The organism is Bacillus sp. FJAT-45037 (assembly GCF_002797325.1).
GTDB lineage: Bacteria > Bacillota > Bacilli > Bacillales > Bacillaceae_D > Alkalihalophilus.
This window is the reverse complement of sequence record NZ_KZ454938.1, coordinates 1,007,963-1,024,821: the sequence shown is the minus strand read 5'-3', so window position 1 is coordinate 1,024,821 and position 16,859 is coordinate 1,007,963. Positions and strand designations below refer to the sequence as shown.

Genomic DNA, 16,859 nt, shown 5'->3' with positions numbered 1-16,859 from the left:
AAAAGCCTATTCCATTGAGGGATAGGCTTTTAACACTTTTCATTAAATAATTGTTGCAAAGACGCTTCGCGACTCTCCGTACGAAGAAATCTCTCCGTTGCTACGGTTTGTAAGAGTTCTTTCTTTACCTCATTGTCTATAGCCAACAATTTTATTTTATCCCGTACGGCTCTTAAATAGAGTAAGTCTTCTTCTAATGTATCTGGGAGATGCTTTGTCACTTCATTTAAAAGTTGTTTCGTATAGGTTGGACTAGCCCCTGATGTTGTCATAGATAATGTAAAGTTGCCTCTTTCATATGTGAACGGGAAGGAAAAATCACTAGTAGATGCGTCTGATGCGTTATATATCCACTGCCGCGGTTGCTTACTCTCGGTCAATGCTTGATTTAATTCACGATCATTTGTCGTGGCCATCACAATATCACTTTCAAATGTTTCATTAGGGCTGACCTTCCGCTTCTCCCACGTGATCACATGTTCACGAGACAATTCAGCAAGTTCCTCTGTAAGGGTTGGGGAGATGACCACAACAGAAGCGCCACTTGTCACAAATTTCTTCACATGCCTAGTGGCTACGTTCCCTCCGCCGATAAACACAACGACTCGATCGATCGCTTGCCAAATAATTGACAACCCATTCATGAAGACGACCTGCTTTTTTCAGCTTGAATTCGATATTGACAGAGATCACAATTAACTGGAACAAAGTTTGCTAACACCTCTTCGACTCTCCTTATTAAGACGTTTTTCATGTCATCATCAAAGCCAAGGTACTGACACAAAATCGATTCAATTCCTGTTTCTTCTGACCAATGAGTTAGCTTTTTTTGTAAGCCTTTCATTAAGACCCCTGTAAACAATAAGTAAGGAAGAACATACACTTTCTTGTATGGGTAACGCGTGAGACGCTCTAAGCCTTGGTCAACGGTCGGCCTAGTTGCTGCTATATAGCAAACTTCGACATCAGCTATAGGAGCTTCCTCCCACAAGAGACGCCCGATTTTCATTAAATCACTGTTTGCATCAGGATCACTACTTCCTCGCCCAACTAAAAGAACGATGGAGTCTTCTCGCTCATCATCAGTTGGACGAGCTGTTCGTTCTGGTAACCCTTGCTGTTCTAGTCGTTTCTTTAAAATCGAGATTAATGTCTCTTCGACCCCAAAAGGACGACCATATGTAAAGGATACTTGGGGATAGACTAACTTAGCTTTGTCTATTTCACGCGGTATATCAAGCTTGGCGTGATTCGCTGTGAGTAAGAGGACCGGAATCACTGCAATGTCCGTCGCCCCCTTTTTCACACAGGCAGCAATACCTTCTGCGATCGTTGGCTCTGATAACTCAATAAAACAATGCTCTTGTATAGCAATATGCTGAAAATGACCTTTCACCTGTTCAATAAATGTCATGAGTTGTTGATTTCCCGCTTGCACACGACTTCCGTGCCCAACGTACAATATGGCTCTCATACCTTTTCCCCTTCTTTCTTTTTACGATAAATGAGCTGTTCAATTAACGCCTTTGCTGAAGGTGATTCTAGCACAGCACCTACTTGATAGCCAGCTTGACGAGCTGCCTCATATGAAGCCGGGCCAAAACAAATAACACTCATATCTTTTGCATGTTCAAATGCTGTCCGTCCCATTTTCGCAAATGATTCTGTCACTGTTCGGACAGAATCGGCATTTGGAAAGACGATCGTTTTAAGTCGGTCCTCATCGAATAAACGCTCACATGTGCTCAAACTTTGTGAAACTAAAACCTCACGATGGCTAATGATCAATTGGTGTTCTCCCCAACGATTCACTAACTCGGTTTGTTTGTCTGCCCATTTTTCTTCTCCAACAATTAGAAGGTCTTCACTCAGACTGACGTCATTGGCTGAACGTGAGTGACAACCATGTTCTTCTACCATCTTCTTCGACTTGTGAGAAACTGTATAGAAGGTCGCCTGGCATTGTCTGATGTCTAGCTGGTGTTCTTTTAACGTTTGAAAGAATGATTTCACACTTTGCGGTGATAGAAAAAGAATTTGTTGAGCTTTTACTAACTCGGTTGAAGGAATCGCGTATCGTTCTGTTGTATAACGAGGAAACTCAAACACCTCCGCTCCTACTTGGCGCAACTGACTCCCTATTTCACTTTCATCCGAGCTCGTTCGCCCAAGCACAATTTGTTCTCCAAATAATGCTTTTTGTTCAAACCAACTCGGTCCCGTTCGTAAAGAAGCGACTTCCCCTACTAATGTAATAGCTGGGTTTGTCACTTTCGCCTCGCTCACACGGTCTTGAATGGTTTCTAACGTCCCTGAAACAGTCTTTTGTGCCCCGAGTGTTCCCCATTGAATAACTAATACGGGTGTATCAGATGATTTACCGTGCTTCACTAACTGCTGTGATATGTAGGCAAGATTTTTCACACCCATGTAAAAAGCAATCGTATCAATACCTGTTGCAAGTGCCTTCCAATCAATCAGTGGTTCTCCTTTATCTGATTTGTCATGACCTGTCACCATTGCAAAAGAAGCACCATGATCCCGGTGAGTGACTGATACACCAGCATAAGTGGCAGCACCGATCCCCGCTGTAATACCTGGAATGATCTCGTACCCAATATGCTCTTGTTCAAGTGCTGCTGCTTCTTCCCCTACACGCCCAAATACACTAGGGTCTCCCCCCTTCAAACGCACAACCACTTTTCCCGCTTTTGCATATTCAACGAGTCGCTCATTAATGACTTCTTGTCTAAGCAAATGACGTTTAGGGAGCTTCCCGCAATACACATGCTCACAATTCGGTTTTGTCCATTCCAATAATAACGGATTGATTAATCGATCAAACAAGACAACATCCGCTTTCTCTAGACATTCTTTTCCCTTTACGGTCAGTAATCCAATATCGCCTGGGCCCGCACCGACTAAATATACATACCCTTTCGTTAACACACGCTCATCTCCTCTAACGATCACTATTAATCCGACTTTTTTTATATGTTTTATAAAGTATAATATAATCGATCCATTCAAACAATTACTATTTGAGTTTTCGATTAATTTGCTTCATAAGAAATTTAAATGTTAGATAATCTAACAAAGCTCCGCACAACATTGGAAAGATTATGATATAGTATGACAAAAGATCAGAACATTCTAACATATATGCATGAAGGTGGAATGCTAACTATGTCGTATAAAGATAAAAAAGTAATTACAATTGGGATTGTAAGTGAACTTACAGGATTAACAGAAAGAAAAATTCGTTACTATGAAGAACGAAAATTAATTGAACCCGATCGAACCAAAGGCGGAACGAGAAAATACTCGTTTCTTGATGTCGAGCGACTCGTTGACATCGCCAATAAAATGGAAGACGGGATGCAAACTTTTGAAATTCGTAAACAAGAACAAAAAATGATGAAAAAACAAGATGTACGTGAAAAAATGCTTCGCGGTCAATTGAACGCAGCATTTAATATAAGAAAATAAGAGCTTGCGATTGGTGAACCATGCCAATCGTGAGCTTTTTTGTTTGGATTTTCCTCATAGAAAGAGACACATAAAGAAACACTAATTGCATAGAAGAATACTTTCAAAAGGAGGTCAAGCTCATGAGTCGATTGATTCTCTCATTTATCATCCTATGCTTGTTGGTCACTATATTTCCATTCCATACATTCGCTACAACGAACGAATGGAAAAAAGTTGCGATAGTGATTGATGATTTTGGTGGCAATGTTAAAGGAGTAGATGCATTTCTTACAGGTAATGTACCGATTACGGTTGCAATCATGCCTTTTTTAGAGCATTCCACAGAACAAGCGGAAAAAGCGTTCCATGCAGGACTAGAGGTCATCGTCCACCTCCCCCTGGAACCGAAAAAAGGAAAAGCGTCGTGGTTAGGTCCTAAAGGAATTACAAGTGATTTATCCAATGAAGAGGTTAGAAAGCGCGTTGAAGAAGCCATAGCTGATGTGCCTCATGCGGTGGGGTTAAACAATCATATGGGAAGTAAGATCGTTGAGGATGAGCGCATTATGAGTGTCATTTTAGATGTGGTGAAAGAACATGGGTTATATATGATCGACAGTGGCACAAGTAATCAATCCGTTATTTCACGCCTAGCTACAGAACGTCAAATTCCCCACGCCGTTCGCGATGTGTTTTTAGATGACTCTCTTTCTTCAAGGCAGCATGTTTCTAAACAAATGATCAAGTTAGCTACGGTTGCTACAGATGACGGGGATGCTATCGGAATCGGCCATGTTGGTATTAATGGAGATGAGACTGTTGCAGGAATTCTCGCTTGTCTTAATGATTTAGAAAAAAAACAAATAAAAATCGTTCCAGCGTCTCATATTATTCATACACACATCGACGAAGATCCTACACATTTCTGGATGCCAAAGCAACAGAGTAAAAAGGAGCGAACATCATGACAGTCGTAGCTGAGCCTTTAATTATGACTTTCACTGCAAAGGATGATACAGACGTCACTCTGCGACCTGTTCAGAAAAGTGATGCCATAGACATCATTACTTCTGTTGACTCAATCATTAAAGAAGGGACATACATTCAAAAAGAACGCCCACGCACGATTGAAGAAGAACATCAATTCATCAAGGAAATGAAAGAACAAGACAACATGTATATAGTCGTTGAAGTCGATGGCACAGCACGTGGCATTGCTCGGGTGATTCGCGGGGAACTAACGATGAAAAAACATACGGGAATGTTTCGAACATGGCTTCATGAAGATGCACAAGGTAAAGGAATCGGTAAAAAGGTGATGGAGTACACCTTTGAATGGTGCCGCATGCATATGCTCCATAAACTTTGCCTGACCGTCTTTGCCTCAAACAACATTGCCAAAACATTATATGAGCGGTATGGCTTTGTAACAGAAGGCATACAAAAGGAGCAAGTTTACTTAAACGGAACCTATGATGATGAGATTTTTATGGCTTATTTTTTTACTAAAGAAAACAAAAAGGAGCAATAATTATGTGGAGAATGGCAAAAACTGTCGCGATCGTAGCTGTAGTAGGCTTAGCATTAGCAATGATTGGACGTGCATTAATTGATGACAATAACATGGCAGTTCAACAAAAAAATATCCCAAGAACTCTTGATTCACAAGCGATGGATAAACTCATGGCTGAGGACTTAGCGCTTACGACTTCGATGTTTCTAAAGCAACTATCGGCACAGCTTCAGCGCTGGGCAGATGAAGATTTAACCGATACCGAGATTCAACAAAAATTTAAAGAAGAAGTAAACGAACACCCACACTTTAATGGATTTGCTTTAATGAAAGATGATCAACCTGATTTGATTGTCGGGGATATGTCTGTAACAAACCCAACTCTATTGACTCATCATCATATGAGCAGTGAATTTTCCGATCCATATGAGAATGAAGGGAAAATGTACATGCTCATGGGTGAGGATCTTAAGAATGGCGATATGATTGTTGGGGAAATTGATCTATCATTTGTTAAATTGTTCATTCGCAATACCGCAGCTATTGCTGATTCAAATGGAAACTTCTTCGTCTCAGGCGATAATCCGTCAATTGACTGGAAAACAACAGAGGACTTACCTGAATCAATTAAAGCAGTAATGGTCCCAGAGCTCGGTTGGCAAATCGCTGTTCAATCGAAGCAACCTGATAAAGAAAAACTCACGTATGTCAAACATCAAGCTGTGATTAAATTCAAGCGAACAAATAGTCAGGCACAATGGTTTAATGAACATCCTGAACTAAAAGTGGTTCACCAAAATGAACCCTTTTATGTTGTAGAAAGTGAGACAGAGTCAACAGAATCCCTCATTAAAGGGTTACAACGTGAGTACGATCTTTCTTTTGCTGAACCAAATTATGTTTTTACACAGCAAGGTCCAACTGCTCTATCTTCTGTACCAAATGATGAATTTTTCGAACCTTACCAATGGAATCTTGAACAAATCGAGATGAGTGACGGTTGGGATTTATCAGGAGGTGACGATGTAACGATCGCCATTTTAGATACGGGCGTGGATCCAAATCATCAAGACTTAGGAGAAAAATTATTAACAGGATTTAACGCATTTGACGACTCCTCTGATCATTCCGATGCACATGGGCATGGCACTCATGTCGCAGGGGTCGCAGCTGCACTAACAAATAATGTGACAGGTATTGCAGGGGTTTCGTGGAACAGCAAAATCCTTCCGGTCAAAGTGTTGAATGATAACGGGGAAGGCTCCTCATATGAAGTGGCTAAGGGCATTTATTGGGCAGTCGATAACGGTGCTGATGTCATTAATATGAGTCTTGGTGATTACTATCATGCTGATGTCTTACAGGAAGCAATTCGTTATGCATATGACAATGATGTCGTCTTAATTGCTGCTTCTGGAAATGACAACGTTGAAGATCCGATGTATCCAGCGCAATATGAAGAAGTATTAACGGTTGCATCAGTCGATGAGACACGGAACCGTTCGTTCTTCTCTAATTACGGACAACATATTGATGTAGCTGCACCTGGGTCACATATTCCAAGCTTGTTCCCAAACAATCAATACACTGTCATGTCGGGAACATCCATGGCAGCCCCACATGTCGCTGGCCTTGCAGGACTCATTCGCGCGATGCGACCAGACTTAAGCAATGAACAAGTTTATGAAGTGATCCGAACTACAGCACGCGACCTCGGAACCGAAGGCCACGATTCCTATTACGGACACGGTGAAATTGATGTTGCAGGTGCATTAGAATCATTAGCTAATTAAACAAAAACACGGAGAAGATCCCCTCTTCTCCGTGTTTTATCTTATTCAATAACAAATCCTACTGCTTTTTTTACTGTTTTTCGTTCGAGTAAAGTCATTTCATTGATTTCGGGTAGCACGAGAAACTGCTTTTCGACTTCCACTTCTGCACAACGAAAGGCATCCTCTTCGCTGTTTGCCGCGACGATCACATGCACAGTTGTGTCTGTCGTCTCCACTTCAAATTTATACAGCTGCATTATGCCACTCCTAATATTTCATCAAGTGCTGATTGCAGTGCATCCATTCCTACTCGTTGCTTAAAATCAAAGAAATTCTCATTAGGTTCTTTGGTTTCTTCAAAATAACGAAGAAATGCTGCAAGTGTCGGGGCAAGCTCTTCTGCTTCCACTTTTCCTTTCAACTTCTCATTAAATTGTGCACTGTCTCGCTCAAGAGTACCGCCTACATAAAGCTCAAACGCTTCGACCATGCGTTTATCTTTTGTCCGGAGTTTTATACCTTGAAGGCCAATATCGGCGATCTGACGTTGCCCACAAGCATTCGGGCAGCCAATCATATGCATACGAACAGGCACATCAATCGAAATATGTTCATCTAAGTATTCAGCAATACGGCGCATTCTTTCTTTTGTTTCAACTAGCGCAAGATTACAATATTCAATTCCGGTACAGGAAACTGAGTAACCAATAAAATGCTTTGGCTCGAGCTTAATTCGTTTAAATAATGGCTCTTTTAGTAAATCATCCGTTTTCTCATGAGGGATATTAGGAACGATTAAATTTTGAGAGTTACATGTACGAATCTCCCCATTACCATACTCACGAGCTATACGAGCAAGATCAAACCATTCAGTCGAAGTCATTCGCCCTACCGGAACATTGAACCCTACATAATTTAATCCTTCTTGTTTTTGAGGGTGCACGCCGTAGAAAAATCCACCATTCCACTCCTCAGTCTTATCGACTCCTTTAGTCGGTAATTCCGCAGTGTACTCAAGCAATTTCTCTTTGAATTTGTCAACGCCCCAATCAGCAATCAAAAATTTCAGACGCGCACGATGACGTTTTTCACGATAGCCAAAGTCGCGATAAATGGTCGTAATAGCAATCGCTACTTCTTTTACTTTCTCAGGTACTACAAATACATCAAGTTCTTCTGCTAAATAAGGCTTGGCACTTAACCCACCGCCTACTTTCACATGAAAGCCAACAACTTCTTGCCCGTCTATTTCTTTAACAGCGGGTGTAAAGGCTACGCAGTTAATCCGGTCATGACCAGCGTTATGAATGTTTGCTGAAATCGACATTTTGTATTTACGAGGGAGGTTAGAAAAATCAGGATTTCTTTGGAAGTATCGATAGACATCCTCGACAATTTCCCTCGTATCAACTAATTCAAACGGATCTAATCCCGCTAAAGGATTCCCCATAATCGTTCGTGGAATATCCCCACACGCTCCGACAGAAGACAACCCAACCGACTCTAGTCTTTTAAAAATATCTGGAAGTTCCTCAATTCTGAGCCAGTGATATTGAATCGCTTGTCGTGTGGTGATATCGATCACATCACGACCGTAGTCTCGGCCTATTCCTGCAATCACTTCTGCTTGCTCATTCGTGATTAAACCAGATGGAATATTGACACGCATCATAAAATAGCCGTCTTCTTTTGGCTTTTGTAAATAAAGGCCTGCCCATTTAAATAGACTCCACTCTTCTTTAGGTATGGACTCGAAGCCTTCCTTTGCAAAACGATCGATATCATTTAAGATATCAAGACCATCTTTGTTAAGCTTTAGTTGCTCATCTTTGTTTAATTTATCTGGTTCGTTCGCCCATACTTTTTCATATGCCACAACAAATACCCTCCTACACGATGTGATGTTTCACTAAATAGTCAATGATTTGATCAACAGATTCTTGGATTGATTGTGAATCTGAGTCAATGATGATCTCTGCTGCTTTTGGTTCTTCATATGGAGAACTAATGCCTGTAAAAGAAGGAATTTCGCCTGTACGCGCTTTTTGATAAAGCCCTTTAGGATCCCGCTTCTCACATGTTTCAAGAGAACAACGAACGTAGATTTCAACAAATTCATCTCGTTCTACTAAATGACGGACAAGGTCTCGATCTTCACGAAATGGGGAGATAAATGCCGTACAAACAATCGTGCCTGCATCCACAAATAACTTTGACACCTCTCCAATTCGTCTAATGTTTTCTTTACGATCTGCATCACTAAAGCCTAACCCTCGATTTAAACCATGACGGACATTGTCACCATCTAAAATATAACTATTTAATCCACGGCGAAACAATTCCTGTTCTAGCGCATTTGCTAACGTTGATTTCCCTGCGCCAGAGAGGCCTGTAAACCAAAGAATAGCCCCTTTTTGTCCATTTCTTTTCTGCCGGTCGGCTTTTGATACCGTTGTATCATGCCAAACAATATGATTTGTCTGTTCAGTCGACAAGACGTCACCACCTTTATAATTCATATAGAATTACTATGTTTTAAAGATATGCTTCAAGCATTAAAATGTCAACAAAATTCTGTTAAATTCCTCCGCCATCATCATACGTCGTTCGTCGTTCTGCTTTCGTTTGAGTATATAAGCTAATTGTACCAATCGTTGCAATCAGCACACTTCCAATGACGAAGGAGGTATAGTAATCAGCTTGACGGAATAACAAGATGAGCGAATAACAAACGACTAGAGAGAAAACAGGCGATACGATCCATACTTTTATGATCTGTTTTAAAATGCTTTTCTGCCATAACTTCCATCCGTTATTCGACGTCCCAATTCCGATAATCGCCCCTGTCGTCACCTGCGTTAATGGAACCGGTAAACCGAATACCGACGCAACAATAACGAGAGCCCCACCCGTCAGTGAAACCGCGCTCCCTTCAAGTAACGATAGTCGGGTAATTTTCTTGCCATTTGTTTCAAGCACTTTTCCGCCTAGAATAATCGCACCTAAAGCGACAAATCCCCCTCCAACAATTAGGGCAGTCTTGACATCGATCAGACCTGCCCCGACAAGCGGACCAACTGCATTTGCAACATTATTCATTCCAGCAGCAAATGCTTCTAAACATGCACAGAGAATGAGTAGGATCACTAACGGTTTACGCCATTTACCTTTGCCTGTTAAGAAGCTCCATTTTCTTTCAGCTCTCTTAAGTAATTGCCCAGCAATAAGTGCGATGAGAAATGCAACCAAAGGAACAATCACCCAAAACGAAACGATGATAAATAACCGATCAAAGTAAAGGGCTTGATACGCAACTCCAGCTCCAACAATCGCTCCAACAACGACTTCACTCGTTGACAATGGAATCCCAATCATGTTGGCGATAAATAAGGTCAAACAAGCCGAACCTAAAATAATAATCACGAGTTCAACATCGACTAATCCTGAAGGAATAATGCCACTTCCTAGAGTCTTCACTACTTCACCACCAGCAAGTGCCCCGAGCCAAGCAAAGATCCCTACAAGGACCATGGCGATCCGCTTATTCGGAAGCGCCCCACTTCCGTAAGCAGGTCCCATCGCTGCTGCCGTACCACTTGCTCCAATATTCATCGCAAAGAAAAATGCAATCGCAAATGCAATCATCGTCAACATACTTGCCACCTTCTTTCTCCATACCTTGCAGGGAGTGCTCAGCATACCTTAGTGTGCATCCAGGTCGCTTCAGTCGACGATGGGCTTTCTCCCTCAATCCCTTACGATTTAACGTGCGCTTGTTTTCTCATCCCTTCAATTAACACATCAACGACTTCTTTGCGACTAAATTCAGGTGGTGGTGTCACCCCGTTTTGTAACATTTCTCTTACTTTTGTTCCAGATAAAATCACGTGATCTTCTTTCGTATGAGGGCATGTTTTCGTCGAAGCCATATTCCCACATGCTTTGCAATAAAAACTATGTTCAAAGAATAATGGTGTAATATCTAGTTCATCTTCAGTAAAATGAGTAAAGATTCGTTGTGCATCATATGTTCCATAGTAGTCACCTACACCTGCATGATCTCGACCGACTATAAAATGAGTGCATCCATAATTTTTACGAACTAAGGCATGAAAAATCGCTTCCCTTGGACCGGCATAACGCATTGCTGCTGGAAAGACCGCCAAAAATACTCGATCGGCTGGGTAATATTTTTCAAGTAGAACCTCGTAACTTTCCATTCGGACATCAGCCGGAATATCATCCGCTTTCGTGTCTCCGACGAGAGGATTCAAAAATAATCCATCGACAATTTCAAGCGCTGATTTTTGAATGTATTCATGAGCACGATGAACAGGATTTCTCGTCTGAAAGCCAACGACTTTTTTCCAGCGTAGTTTTTCAAACGTTGCTCTCGTTTCTTTTGGATCTAGATGATAGGATTGAAACCGTCCACGTTCGACTCTCTTGATCAAGCTGATCGGTCCGGCAACGTATACGTCATCCCGATCCATTAGCTTTTTTACACCTGGATGAGCGAGGTCATTCGTTTGATACACGTTAAGTGCTTCTAGATCTTTATCCGCCTCGTATGTTTCCGTTACCTCGATCAACCCATATACTTCATCTTGATACGTGAGCTTAACCGTGTCCCCAAGAGATAAAGAAGCAGCTACTTCTTTATGAACAGGAAGTGTGATTGGGATGCTCCATACGGTTCCATCTACTAATCTCATCTGTTGTACGACTGATTGATAATCTTCTTTTCCTAAGAATCCCGTTAACGGACTAAAAGCACCGATGCCGATTAGTTCAAGATCAGATAATGCAAATGAATCGAGTTTGATCTCTTTTAATCCTTCTAGCGTTGGGGTGTTTGGATTGTAACGATTTATGAGTGTTCCTCCGTGTGGTTTGATCGCTGTCATTGTAGTGCCTCCTCGTTTTTCATCAAATCGATTATTTTTTAAGGTGAAGTCCACATTCTGTTTTTTCAGACCCTTGCCATCTTCCACTTCGAGGGTCTTCTCCCTCTTTTACTGGTTGCGTACAATACTTGCAACCAATACTCGGAAATTGCTGATCATGAAGTGTGTTATAAGGTAATTGATGTAATTTGATGTACATCCAAATCTCTTCTTCTTTCCAGTGAATGAGCGGACATACTTTGATAGATTCAAATCTTTCGTCACGATTAATGAATTCAGTGTGTGCTCTCGTTGGCGATTGTTCACGCCTCAGACCTGAAATCCACGCCTTATATTGACTTAACACACTTTCTAATGGTGTTAATTTACGAAGTTTGCAGCATTGATCAGGATGGTGCCTCCAAAGCTCGTCTCCGTATTTTTCGGCTTGTACTTCAGGCGTTAGAACAGGCTTTTTTATAACAAATTGGAGCTTTGGGTAACGTTGTTTAACTTGTTCAATTAGTTGATACGTTTCCTTAAAATGAAAATCAGTATCTAAAAAAACAATTGTTGCATTTGGTTTAACTTTGCTAATAAGATCAATTAACACCATCCCTTCTGCGCCAAAACTACAGGAATAGACGAGTTCGTCACCGAATGTTTGATAAGCCCATTTCAACACCTCTACACTGTCCTTCTTCTTCAATGCGTGATTCCATTGATCGATGTCTACGTCTGTCACCGTTTGATATGAAATGTCCATGTCATGCCTCCTTTGTTGTTCAAAATACGTTGATCTCTCCTTTTTGCAAATAAAAAGACGACATCCAAAAGAATGATCTTTTGGATGCCGCCTCTAGTTTGTCTAGTCAGCAAGCATTATTTTAATCGCTGTTTTTCATTTTTTTCAAGCTGAACAATCTTTCCGTCTTGTACGATGATCGTTACAGAACCGAATTTTAAATCCTTCAACATGTCTTGCAACCGTTTGGAAAGGAGCTGCCATTCTGATTGTTTATCCATTTGAACCTCCCAATTCAAACTAGCTGGACGTTAATTCCTTGTAATTTGATATGAATTATTAGTTTAATAGTATTCTATCCATCAATCCCCAAATTGTCAACGCTCCTTTGATCATTTTTAGAAAATTGGGCCTATACCCAAGAAGACAAAATAAAAAAGCCGCATCTCTGCGACTTTCGTACCTTACGGGGTGATGACTTCCCCTGTTATATCCTCTAATTCCAATCGATCACCACGTGCGCCTAACACTTCTACGTCTCCATCGATGTTCGTCATCTTCACGTTTCCACTACCACTTCTGAGTTGAATCGAACCAGTATGTTCTGAAATATTTACATCTCCTGAACCCGTTGTTAAGTTTATTAGTCCTGATGATTCTGTGATACTAGTTGTTCCGGCATTAATATTTAATTGAAGGTCACCTGTTACTCGTTCAAATGTAACACTGCCTGCACCGTCTGTTAATCGGACATCTCCAACAACATCCGTTAACGTCACTGCACCCGATCCATGTTGAATGTTGAGGTTGCTTTGAACATTTTTCAAATCTAAATATCCTTCTTTTTGTCGATAGTGAACAGGCAGATCAGCCGGAATACGGATGGTAAGATTGATCTTACCTTGCTCAATATTTGAACCTCTACGAATCGACGTCACTAATGAAGCGATGTCATCGTCCTTTTCTAAGGAAATAGAAAGGTTATCTTCAAAAAAAGCTTCGGCTTCACTCATTTCCTCACCAATCACTTCATATTTCACATCAACGATAATCTCATCTAGTCCTTCTTCACCTGAAAGTCGGACATCCCCTTCATCATGATTGACATCAAGTGCGGTGATATCCTCTACCGACAAGGTCAAAGTTTCTTCCACTTGATAATTCACTAAATTACACCCTGTAAGTATGGCTGCCAAGCTAAACGCTAAAGCTATTTTTAACATGTTATTAGTCACTGTTTAATCGCCCCTGTCTATCTAGAAAACACTCATTCTAGTTTAGCCCAATCAAGCTGATAAGTCATCAATGTTCGCCCAATCCACATGATGTTCACGATTTGTTCACGACTTGTGGGAATGGGATGATTAAGGCAGGTCGTTGTCTCTTATCAATGTTTTCCACCTTAAAACCTTCTTTCTTTCTTTTTTCGAATGTCCGCTTAGAAATAGGTCTTGGCGTCGACCACCTTAGAGAATGAACGTTCTCCCATGAATCATGGGTAATGAGTTCGGACTTATAGTAATATTGATTTCCCGATGGGTACGATTCACATATGTATTTGACGGTCTGTTTTGAATGCATAAGGACACACCTTTTTTAAAATTAGTATAGCCAATGACGTGTGATACCATACGTTTCAGAACTTATTTGAACTGCTTTTATTGACAAGTTTCTACCTTGACTAGTAGGATAGAAGTGGTAATTTCTATAATAAATCTAATAAAAAGAAGTGATACGATGATCCAGCATTTAAAACATAAACCTCTTTCCGATCCTGAAATCTTTGACATGCTGATCCCAAGCGAACAAGTCGCTCACGTACAACTAGCTAATCCATTAGAGCACGCCCTACTTGTCTTGATAAAGTCTGGTTATACAGCTATTCCTGTGCTTGACCCATCATTTAAATTACATGGATTGATTAGTAAATCATTAATTTTAGATTCTTTATTAGGTCTTGAACAAATTGAAATGGACCGTCTCTCTGAAAAGAATGTGAAAGAAGTGATGGATCCAGACATTCCGACCATTTACATACATGAAACCTTTGCAAAGGCTTTAACATACGTCATTAATCATCCGTTTATTTGCGTATTAGATGAACAAGATTCATTTACAGCTTTACTAACAAGACGGTCGATTTTAGCGTTGGTGAGTAAGTATTTACATCAAGTCGGAGCAGATGATTCGTCTTTCTAACGTTTATCTTGTAGACTTGCTACATAACCGTACTTTCACCTAAAAAGGAGAAGATTTAAATGAGTCGAATGCTTTTTTCACCTTATACAATTAAAGGTGTCACAATGAAAAACCGAATTGTCATGTCACCAATGTGCATGTATTCTAGTGACACAAAAGACGGACAAACGAGAGATTTTCACTTAGCTCATTATGAGGCACGTGCAATTGGTCAAGTTGGCCTCGTCATGCTTGAAGCAACAGCAGTCGTGCCAGAAGGACGAATTTCTGATCAAGATCTCGGCATTTGGGATGATGCACATGTTGAAGGGTTAACGAATGTCGTTAATCGTATTCAAGCACACGGAGCAAAAGCCGCGATTCAATTAGCTCATGCCGGCCGTAAATCAATGGTAGAAGGCGATATCTTCGCACCATCAGCGATCGCTTTCCAAGAAGATATGCGGACGCCTGTTGCGATGACCACTGAGAAAATTGATGAAACGATTGCAGCCTTTAAACAAGGGGCTAAACGCGCCAAAGATGCAGGGTTTGATGTCATTGAGTTACACGGGGCTCATGGGTACTTAATTAATGAGTTTTTATCCCCCCTAACGAATCAACGTCAAGATGAATACGGTGGTTCACTTGAAGAGCGTTATACGTTCTTACGTAAAATTATCGATCAAGTGAAATCCGTTTGGTCAGGTCCTTTGATGGTTCGTCTATCGGCTGCTGAATATGCTGAAGGCGGCAATAAAATGGAAGACTTTGTACAATTCGCAAGTTGGTTAAAAGAACAAGGTATCGACCTTGTGGACTGTAGCTCAGGCGCAGTTGTTCCGGCTAAAATTCCAGTATTTCCTGGCTACCAAGTAAAATATGCCGAAACGATTCGTAACGAAGCAACTATTGCGACAGGAGCTGTAGGAATGATCACCTCAGGTCTTCAAGCAGAAGAGATATTACGTAATGAACGAGCAGATCTTATCTTTATCGGTCGTGAGTTATTACGTAATCCATATTGGGCACTCCAAGCAGCAAACGATCTAAACACGGAAATCGAGGCTCCTGTTCAATATCAGCGTGGCTGGAACTAACCCACTGTAAAAGCCCGAGTGACTTGCACTCGGGCTTCTTCTTATCTTTGGAAATGTCGATGCACTGCTGTTGCTCTTCCTTTGAACATATTCGTTAATGCAGGTTTTAGCATGGCTGTGGGCAGTGGTGATTGAATTTCGACCGTGTCTTTCATCACCGTTGTCTCTCCCACCTTAGAAAATGCATGTGTATGCCGCCATTGCACTAAAGGCCACGGTAGCTTCACCCCGACATCGACAAAATAGTCATATGGGACAACCTCTTCAATGTAAGAATGCCAGTCAACACGAAGAGGTCCTAGCCCCATTTTCATTTTGATCGTATTCCCCTCTGTAGTAGCTGGATTCGAGTCAATCGAAATTTCGGGGAAAGATGTGATTTGTACGAGATTATCGGCTGTACGGAAAAATTCCCACACTTCCTCAATTGAGGCATCTACTTTTGCTTCGTATGTAAATATGTACGTATCCATGCACGGCACCACCTTATGATTTTCCATTAGTATATGCTGATCATGTAGCAGATAACAACGAAAAAGACTTTACTATGTACAGAAAGGAGGGTTCATCGATGAAAAAGAATGACCCCATTTTATGGATTGGTTACTTGCTCGCTTTAAGTCTACTTGCGATCAGCTTTTGGTGGCAACCGATTGATTTTTGGATGCTCTTTCCTCTTTCTTTATTCATCTTAACGATGGTTGCATGGGCGACGACCAAAATGGACATCTCTTCTCTGACGTCAAAAGATGTGACGATAGGCGTGGTGAGTGGGGTTGCGCTCTATGGAGTATTCGCATTAGGGAAATGGTTAATTGAAGTTACTGGGCTCCCATTGATGGACCAACTTCACACACTGTATACGCTCGTTCAACCGACTTCCACCATTCATTATGTTTGGTTGTTTCTCATTGTCATTCCTGGTGAAGAGTGGTTCTGGCGAGGATTTCTCGTTAAAAGGCTCCTAGTCAATCATACATCAATAAATGCGGCACTAATCGGTACAGCTTTATATGCCCTCGCGCATGTCTTTGCAGGAAGTATCTTGCTCGTGCTTGCCGCATGCATCGCAGGATTCGTCTGGAGTTGGATCTATATCAAGACAAGAAACCTATGGATCGCCATTCTTTCGCACCTTGTCTTTGATGTATTTTTATTGCTGTTGCTACCGCTTTTATAAAGTAAAAGACC

Annotated in this window: 20 protein-coding genes; 7 read left to right on the top strand and 13 right to left on the bottom strand. The window is 41.1% G+C overall.

Annotated elements, in window-relative coordinates:
- Positions 1-29: 29 nt before the first annotated feature.
- The 3 genes from CDZ88_RS05230 to cobA are packed head-to-tail and all read right to left on the bottom strand — an operon-like array spanning position 30 to position 2,949.
- The gene (locus tag CDZ88_RS05230) at positions 30-644 is read right to left on the bottom strand and encodes a precorrin-2 dehydrogenase/sirohydrochlorin ferrochelatase family protein (protein ID WP_100372533.1); all 615 of its coding nucleotides are present in this window, start codon (positions 642-644) and stop codon (positions 30-32) included.
- Entirely contained in the window at positions 641-1,474 is an 834-nt protein-coding gene (locus CDZ88_RS05225) for a sirohydrochlorin chelatase (protein WP_100372532.1), read from the bottom strand. The genes CDZ88_RS05230 and CDZ88_RS05225 overlap by 4 nt, the downstream gene beginning before the upstream one ends.
- Complete coding sequence (gene cobA / locus CDZ88_RS05220; RefSeq protein ID WP_100372531.1) at positions 1,471-2,949, bottom strand: uroporphyrinogen-III C-methyltransferase; 1,479 nt, start codon at positions 2,947-2,949, stop codon at positions 1,471-1,473. The genes CDZ88_RS05225 and cobA overlap by 4 nt, the downstream gene beginning before the upstream one ends.
- Positions 2,950-3,186: 237 nt before the next feature.
- On the opposite strand from cobA, the gene CDZ88_RS05215 reads away from it, so the two are divergent.
- The 4 genes from CDZ88_RS05215 to CDZ88_RS05200 all read left to right on the top strand — a co-directional run bounded on the left by CDZ88_RS05215 (position 3,187) and on the right by CDZ88_RS05200 (position 6,777).
- Positions 3,187-3,489 (top strand): MerR family transcriptional regulator, encoded by a 303-nt coding sequence (locus tag CDZ88_RS05215; protein WP_100372530.1) that lies wholly within the window; start codon positions 3,187-3,189, stop codon positions 3,487-3,489.
- A 122-nt stretch (positions 3,490-3,611) separates the two neighbouring features.
- A complete protein-coding gene (locus tag CDZ88_RS05210; protein ID WP_100372529.1) occupies positions 3,612-4,439 on the top strand; it encodes a divergent polysaccharide deacetylase family protein in 828 nt (275 codons plus the stop codon).
- Positions 4,436-5,002: a GNAT family N-acetyltransferase gene (locus CDZ88_RS05205; RefSeq protein ID WP_100372528.1), complete on the top strand. Its 567-nt coding sequence runs from the start codon at positions 4,436-4,438 to the stop codon at positions 5,000-5,002. Before CDZ88_RS05210 ends, CDZ88_RS05205 begins: the two co-directional genes overlap by 4 nt.
- A gap of 2 nt (positions 5,003-5,004) precedes the next feature.
- Positions 5,005-6,777: a S8 family peptidase gene (locus CDZ88_RS05200; protein ID WP_100372527.1), complete on the top strand. Its 1,773-nt coding sequence runs from the start codon at positions 5,005-5,007 to the stop codon at positions 6,775-6,777.
- Between the two features lie 41 nt (positions 6,778-6,818).
- On the opposite strand, the gene CDZ88_RS05195 is transcribed toward CDZ88_RS05200, so the two are convergent.
- The 9 genes from CDZ88_RS05195 to CDZ88_RS05155 all read right to left on the bottom strand — a co-directional run bounded on the left by CDZ88_RS05195 (position 6,819) and on the right by CDZ88_RS05155 (position 13,971).
- Entirely contained in the window at positions 6,819-7,016 is a 198-nt protein-coding gene (locus CDZ88_RS05195) for a DUF3906 family protein (protein WP_100372526.1), read from the bottom strand.
- Positions 7,016-8,635: a nitrite/sulfite reductase gene (locus CDZ88_RS05190; protein ID WP_100372525.1), complete on the bottom strand. Its 1,620-nt coding sequence runs from the start codon at positions 8,633-8,635 to the stop codon at positions 7,016-7,018. The genes CDZ88_RS05195 and CDZ88_RS05190 overlap by 1 nt, the downstream gene beginning before the upstream one ends.
- A 13-nt stretch (positions 8,636-8,648) precedes the next feature.
- On the bottom strand, positions 8,649-9,254 hold the full coding sequence (gene cysC / locus CDZ88_RS05185; RefSeq protein WP_198507819.1) for an adenylyl-sulfate kinase: 606 nt from the start codon (positions 9,252-9,254) through the stop codon (positions 8,649-8,651).
- 82 nt (positions 9,255-9,336) lie between these two features.
- Complete coding sequence (locus CDZ88_RS05180; protein WP_100372523.1) at positions 9,337-10,413, bottom strand: inorganic phosphate transporter; 1,077 nt, start codon at positions 10,411-10,413, stop codon at positions 9,337-9,339.
- Between the two features lie 101 nt (positions 10,414-10,514).
- Positions 10,515-11,666 (bottom strand): sulfate adenylyltransferase, encoded by a 1,152-nt coding sequence (gene sat / locus CDZ88_RS05175; protein WP_100372522.1) that lies wholly within the window; start codon positions 11,664-11,666, stop codon positions 10,515-10,517.
- A 31-nt stretch (positions 11,667-11,697) separates the two neighbouring features.
- The gene (locus tag CDZ88_RS05170; RefSeq protein ID WP_100372521.1) at positions 11,698-12,411 is read right to left on the bottom strand and encodes a phosphoadenylyl-sulfate reductase; all 714 of its coding nucleotides are present in this window, start codon (positions 12,409-12,411) and stop codon (positions 11,698-11,700) included.
- Between the two features lie 116 nt (positions 12,412-12,527).
- Positions 12,528-12,671 (bottom strand): YezD family protein, encoded by a 144-nt coding sequence (locus CDZ88_RS05165; protein ID WP_100372520.1) that lies wholly within the window; start codon positions 12,669-12,671, stop codon positions 12,528-12,530.
- A 183-nt stretch (positions 12,672-12,854) separates the two neighbouring features.
- Positions 12,855-13,625 (bottom strand): DUF4097 family beta strand repeat-containing protein, encoded by a 771-nt coding sequence (locus CDZ88_RS05160; protein WP_100372519.1) that lies wholly within the window; start codon positions 13,623-13,625, stop codon positions 12,855-12,857.
- A 94-nt stretch (positions 13,626-13,719) separates the two neighbouring features.
- Entirely contained in the window at positions 13,720-13,971 is a 252-nt protein-coding gene (locus tag CDZ88_RS05155) for a hypothetical protein (RefSeq protein ID WP_100372518.1), read from the bottom strand.
- 156 nt (positions 13,972-14,127) lie between these two features.
- Here CDZ88_RS05155 and cbpB point away from each other — a divergent pair, with 156 nt between their 5' ends.
- Positions 14,128-14,589, top strand: a complete 462-nt coding sequence (cbpB, locus tag CDZ88_RS05150; protein ID WP_100372517.1) for a cyclic-di-AMP-binding protein CbpB — start codon at positions 14,128-14,130, stop codon at positions 14,587-14,589.
- A 59-nt stretch (positions 14,590-14,648) separates the two neighbouring features.
- Positions 14,649-15,668, top strand: a complete 1,020-nt coding sequence (gene namA / locus CDZ88_RS05145; protein WP_100372516.1) for an NADPH dehydrogenase NamA — start codon at positions 14,649-14,651, stop codon at positions 15,666-15,668.
- A gap of 41 nt (positions 15,669-15,709) precedes the next feature.
- On the opposite strand, the gene CDZ88_RS05140 is transcribed toward namA, so the two are convergent.
- Positions 15,710-16,141 (bottom strand): SRPBCC family protein, encoded by a 432-nt coding sequence (locus tag CDZ88_RS05140; protein WP_100372515.1) that lies wholly within the window; start codon positions 16,139-16,141, stop codon positions 15,710-15,712.
- A 98-nt stretch (positions 16,142-16,239) separates the two neighbouring features.
- On the opposite strand from CDZ88_RS05140, the gene CDZ88_RS05135 reads away from it, so the two are divergent.
- Positions 16,240-16,848 carry a CPBP family intramembrane glutamic endopeptidase gene (locus CDZ88_RS05135; RefSeq protein ID WP_100372514.1) on the top strand — a complete coding sequence of 203 codons (609 nt, stop codon included), beginning with the start codon at positions 16,240-16,242 and terminating at the stop codon, positions 16,846-16,848.
- The last annotated feature ends 11 nt before the right edge of the window (positions 16,849-16,859 follow it).

Coding starts and splice junctions, on each gene's coding strand:
- CDZ88_RS05230 (WP_100372533.1), bottom strand. CDS start 644: ATGAATGGGTTGTCAATTATTTGGCAAGCGATCGATCGAGTCGTTGTG.
- CDZ88_RS05225 (WP_100372532.1), bottom strand. CDS start 1,474: ATGAGAGCCATATTGTACGTTGGGCACGGAAGTCGTGTGCAAGCGGGA.
- CDZ88_RS05215 (WP_100372530.1), top strand. CDS start 3,187: ATGTCGTATAAAGATAAAAAAGTAATTACAATTGGGATTGTAAGTGAA.
- CDZ88_RS05210 (WP_100372529.1), top strand. CDS start 3,612: ATGAGTCGATTGATTCTCTCATTTATCATCCTATGCTTGTTGGTCACT.
- CDZ88_RS05205 (WP_100372528.1), top strand. CDS start 4,436: ATGACAGTCGTAGCTGAGCCTTTAATTATGACTTTCACTGCAAAGGAT.
- CDZ88_RS05200 (WP_100372527.1), top strand. CDS start 5,005: ATGTGGAGAATGGCAAAAACTGTCGCGATCGTAGCTGTAGTAGGCTTA.
- CDZ88_RS05195 (WP_100372526.1), bottom strand. CDS start 7,016: ATGCAGCTGTATAAATTTGAAGTGGAGACGACAGACACAACTGTGCAT.
- CDZ88_RS05180 (WP_100372523.1), bottom strand. CDS start 10,413: ATGTTGACGATGATTGCATTTGCGATTGCATTTTTCTTTGCGATGAAT.
- sat (WP_100372522.1), bottom strand. CDS start 11,666: ATGACAGCGATCAAACCACACGGAGGAACACTCATAAATCGTTACAAT.
- CDZ88_RS05170 (WP_100372521.1), bottom strand. CDS start 12,411: ATGGACATTTCATATCAAACGGTGACAGACGTAGACATCGATCAATGG.
- CDZ88_RS05165 (WP_100372520.1), bottom strand. CDS start 12,671: ATGGATAAACAATCAGAATGGCAGCTCCTTTCCAAACGGTTGCAAGAC.
- CDZ88_RS05155 (WP_100372518.1), bottom strand. CDS start 13,971: ATGCATTCAAAACAGACCGTCAAATACATATGTGAATCGTACCCATCG.
- cbpB (WP_100372517.1), top strand. CDS start 14,128: ATGATCCAGCATTTAAAACATAAACCTCTTTCCGATCCTGAAATCTTT.
- namA (WP_100372516.1), top strand. CDS start 14,649: ATGAGTCGAATGCTTTTTTCACCTTATACAATTAAAGGTGTCACAATG.
- CDZ88_RS05140 (WP_100372515.1), bottom strand. CDS start 16,141: ATGGATACGTACATATTTACATACGAAGCAAAAGTAGATGCCTCAATT.
- CDZ88_RS05135 (WP_100372514.1), top strand. CDS start 16,240: ATGAAAAAGAATGACCCCATTTTATGGATTGGTTACTTGCTCGCTTTA.